General features: G+C 57.6%; 3 protein-coding genes and 1 pseudogene. 1 reads left to right on the top strand and 3 read right to left on the bottom strand.

What is annotated here, in order from left to right; all coding sequences use genetic code 11:
* From KP702_RS15865 to KP702_RS15855, 3 genes are all read right to left on the bottom strand, one after another.
* Nucleotides 1-1,450 (bottom strand): NAD(P)/FAD-dependent oxidoreductase (locus KP702_RS15865; RefSeq protein WP_215769373.1); only part of this gene is annotated, 1,450 nt, incomplete at its 3' end.
* Nucleotides 1,437-3,020: an NAD(P)/FAD-dependent oxidoreductase gene (locus KP702_RS15860; protein WP_234931105.1), complete on the bottom strand. Its 1,584-nt coding sequence runs from the start codon at nucleotides 3,018-3,020 to the stop codon at nucleotides 1,437-1,439. The genes KP702_RS15860 and KP702_RS15865, both read right to left, overlap by 14 nt.
* A gap of 520 nt (nucleotides 3,021-3,540) precedes the next feature.
* Nucleotides 3,541-3,942, bottom strand: a complete 402-nt coding sequence (locus KP702_RS15855; protein WP_051400765.1) for a hypothetical protein — start codon at nucleotides 3,940-3,942, stop codon at nucleotides 3,541-3,543.
* Between KP702_RS15855 and KP702_RS15850 the strand changes: the two are divergent.
* Nucleotides 3,925-4,148: pseudogene (locus KP702_RS15850) on the top strand (IS481 family transposase); the annotation flags it as partial. The gene KP702_RS15855 and the pseudogene KP702_RS15850 overlap by 18 nt on opposite strands.

Here is a 4,148-nt window from a genome sequence, read left to right as displayed (position 1 = left end):
CCCCCGGATGGGCAGCCCCGCCCGCAAGATACAACCCTGGAACATCTGCCGACCTGTTGGCGGGTTTGAACGCCCCGTTCAGACGCCCATGGCTCGCCAGACCGTAAATTGCCCCACGCAGAGTCGAATAACGCTCCTGAATATCGAGCGGCGTCAGATGATGTTCTACCCTGATCCGCTCTTCCAGATCAGGCATCCCTGCACAGCGCTTCAGCTTGTCCAGAATGACCTGTCGGTATCCCGGAAACATCTCCTGCCAATCCTGACCGCGATGGATGTAAGGCGTATGCACCAGAACATACAGCGCCTCGCCCCCTTCTGGCGCCACGTCCGGATCGGTCCGGGACGGTGCCGCGAGATAGCAGGTCGGGTCCGGCGCAGGCACGCCCCGACGATAAATGGCGTCGAACTCCTCTTCCGGATCGGCGGAAAAGACAAAGTCATGATGCGCCAGATGATCGTAGGCACGATCCAGCCCCAGATACAGCACGACCCCGGAACAGGCCGGTTTGCGTCGTTTCCACTGACGCTCGAACCGTGCGGTCGGAACATGCGCCAGCAGTTCCCGCATCGTGCGTACGCTGTCCATGTTGGAGACGATCACATCTGCCTCCAGAACATCACCTTGCGCAGTCAGAACGCCACAGGCGCGCCCGGCCCGCGTCAGGATCCGCTGCACCCGAATTCCTGTCCTGAATTCGACACCGAGTTCCTCGCCAAGCCGGACCAGCGCTTCCGGAACGGCACGGGTGCCGCCCATCGGATACCAGACCCCGTCATGACTCTGCATATCGGCAATACCAAGCAGTACTGCTGGTGCCTGAAATGGATCAGAGCCCACATACTGCGTCAGATGATCCAGCATCTGCGCCGCCTGAGGATTATGGATGCGCTTGCGGATTTCCCGCGCGAATGTGGAATCCATCCTCAGACGCAGTACATCCCGCAAAGTCGCAAGCGTGAACGACGTGCGCAGATCCATCGTATCCGAGATGCCGCCAACACTTTTCCAGAAGAAAAACCGTTCGGACGTCTCATGCAGCTTCTGGCTTGCCTCCATCAGGTCGCGGTAGCCGTCGCCATCCCCCGAGCACAGGCTCTCCAGAACCTGCGCCATCCGCTCCGCATTCTCCTCCAGATCAAGCGTCTGCCCATCCTCGAAAAAACAGCGCCACTGCGGATCAAGCCGACGCAGATCAAGCCGCTCATGCATATCAACCCCTGCTTCGGAGAAAACACGCTCCAGCACACGCGGGACGGTCAGGATCGTTGGTCCCATATCGAACCGATATCCCCCCTCTCGCCATTCTGCAGCCTTGCCTCCCAGCCAGTCATTGGCCTCAAGCACAGTCACTTTATGGCCACGCGCCGCCATCGTACAGGCCGCCGCAAGCCCGCCCAACCCGGCACCGATGACAATGACGGACGATTGCTGTTCAGGATCCGACATGGGTGGCCCCTTTCCGGGAACGCCGATTGAAAAACGTGGAGCGCCTGCGTGGTGCAAGATCCCGGATCACCAGATCGCTGCTGATCCGCGCACCCTCAAAAATAACAGGAAGCCCACTCCCCGGATGGGTTCCTCCGCCCGCAAGATAGACCCCCCGAATATCCTCGAAACGGTTATGTGGCCGCCGGTGCAGCATCTGGCCCAGATTGTGCGCCAGATTGAAAACCGCCCCCTTGTGAACGTCATAACGCTCCTCCCAGTCAGTCGGCGTCAGGATTTTCTCAAAACGGATCCGCTCTTCGATATTCGCAAAGCCGGCCTTCTCCAGACGCGCCATCACGAGCCTGCGGGCCTGCGCCCGTGTCTCATCCGTCCAATCCACGCCCCCATCACGCAAATGCCCGACCGGCATCAGGACGTAGAGCGTAGAATGCCCCGCCGGAGCCTGCTCCGGATCGGTAATGCAGGCATTCTGAATATAGAGGGATGCCTCATCAGACAGCATTTCGCCTGCCTCGATTTCAGCAAAGTTCCGGTCATAGGATTCCGAAAGGAAAATCGTGTGGTGGCCCTTGTCAGGGACACTCCCTTCGATCCCGAGATACATCATAAACGTCGAGCAGGAATATTTCTTGCGCTCGATGGACTTGTTCTTCCACCGGCGCCGTTTGCGGTCCGGAACCAGCTTCGTCATCGCCCGCCCGAAATCGGCATTGATGACGACGGCATCCGCCCGTTCAGGCCCCTGATCTGTCAGCACACCTGTCGCGCGCCCCTTGCGGGTCAGGATTTCATGCACTGGCGCATTCAGGCGGATCGTAACCCCGAGCTGTTTCGCCGCCTGCCCCATCGCTTCCATGACGGCCATCGTCCCCCCGACCGGATGATAGATGCCGTATTCATGCTCCATGAAACTCAGGATCGTGAAAAGGCTCGGACACCTGTAAGGAGACATACCGAGATATTTGCTCTGGAACGAAAAGGCGAGCCGCGTCCTCGGATCGCGAAAATACCGGCTCAGGTCCCGATCAACCGAAGACAGCGGCCGCAGCTTCGGGAACGCCCGCAACATGTCCGGTCGCAACAGATCCAGCACGGTGTTGAAAGGCCGCTGCAAGACAGGGATGAAGTTGCGGAATTTGGAGCGGTTATCAGCAATGAATTCCCGGATTTTTCCGGCATCCTGCGCATCGATCCGCGCGATTTCGCGCTCCAGCACGTCAATATCAGACGTAAGCCTCAGGGACGGACCATTTTCAAAAACCAGATCATAGTTTTCGTTGAGCTTCTTCAGGGTGATCGTATCTTCCATCCGCAGCCCGCAGCGCGTGAAGATATTCCGAAGGATCTGGGGATAGAGAAAGAATGTCGGGCCTGTATCGAACCGGAACGCTCCTGCTTCCGTGTTCCCCTCGACCGCAGAGGAGCGTCCCCCGAGCTGACCATGCCGCTCATATAGCGTGACGTCTGCGCCCTCATGAGCCAGCAGCATCGCCGAAGCCAGACCGCCCGGCCCTCCACCAACAATCGCAATCCGTCGGTTCTGAAGAGAGCCGGACGGTGTAAGCATTTTTACTGTCTCAGCATTTTGCAATTTCTGGTCTTTTTCATTTGAGGCAGAACATTTTCTAAAAACAGAGACGCTATGAAACGCCGCATTTTGACTACGCAAGAACTCATCAGGCGACCGTTCGTTGCATCTCGGTTCTGTTTTGAGACGAGTGTTATCGCGGACCGAGTGTTACAACGAGCTTCCGGGCCGAGACGCCTTTGCGTTGTCGTTCAAGCGCCTCTGGAATCAGCTCCAGACCGTGTCCGACACTCTCTGGTTCGGGTGAGGGTTTATACTGCATGCCTGCGTAAAGCATTTGCTTGCTGCCGAAGTGCCGTTAAAGACGGGCCTCGGAGCCACCCGCCACCTTCAATCTTTTTCGTGGCCGCACCCACACGACCGAGGCGTTCAAAAACAGGAGCTGCCGCTGAAAGGATGGGTTTCCTGCGGTCAGCCGCAGAAAAGCTGGATGAATGTAAGGGCATGGTTTCTCCTTATGGAGAAGTAGGAAATGAGTCCTCACTTATGTGCAAGCGCCTCATGACACATCGCCGTATATGACCAGGATCAGATCCGGGCGCCCATCGACAGCAAAGGTTGAAACCTCAAAGGTCTGGGGACCATGAACAGGATGATGGAACGTCTTGGCGCCATGCCCGAACGTATGAACCGTCCTGTCCTGCAATAGCGCCCGGAATTCAGAACTGGCAGCGCAAAGTTCCGCCACCAAAGGCTCGACCGCCTCCGTTGCACGCGCCCGGGCCGTATCTATCTTGAAGCTGCTGACGATGAAACGGGCAGCATTTTCCCAATCCGGATGAAGCGTCCTGCTGCGCGGGTCGAGAAAAATCAGCCGCAGAATATTGTGTTTGGTCCCATGGTTTGACGGTGTTGTATTTTCACGCGAGTGGAAGGAAGCCTTATGGGACAGATACGTCATGGCAGCGCCACGACCCCGCACGCCGTGCGAGCAGCAATACAGCGATCGCAGGCTTCGCTCGCGACGCTGAGCGAGGAGTTCGGGATCAACCCGAAAACAGTTGCAAAATGGCGAAAGCGTGAGACTGTCGAAGATCAGAAAACTGGCCCTAAAGAGCCTTGCCCAACGGTCCTGTCCGAGACGGACGAAGCGATGATAGTGGCATT

The sequence above is a fragment of the Gluconobacter sp. P5B12 genome, assembly GCF_018812035.1.
Classification (GTDB): Bacteria; Pseudomonadota; Alphaproteobacteria; order Acetobacterales; family Acetobacteraceae; genus Gluconobacter.
This window is presented reverse-complemented; position numbering and strand designations above follow the sequence as displayed.

Coding starts and splice junctions, on each gene's coding strand:
- KP702_RS15855 (WP_051400765.1), bottom strand. CDS start 3,942: ATGACGTATCTGTCCCATAAGGCTTCCTTCCACTCGCGTGAAAATACA.
- KP702_RS15860 (WP_234931105.1), bottom strand. CDS start 3,020: ATGCTTACACCGTCCGGCTCTCTTCAGAACCGACGGATTGCGATTGTT.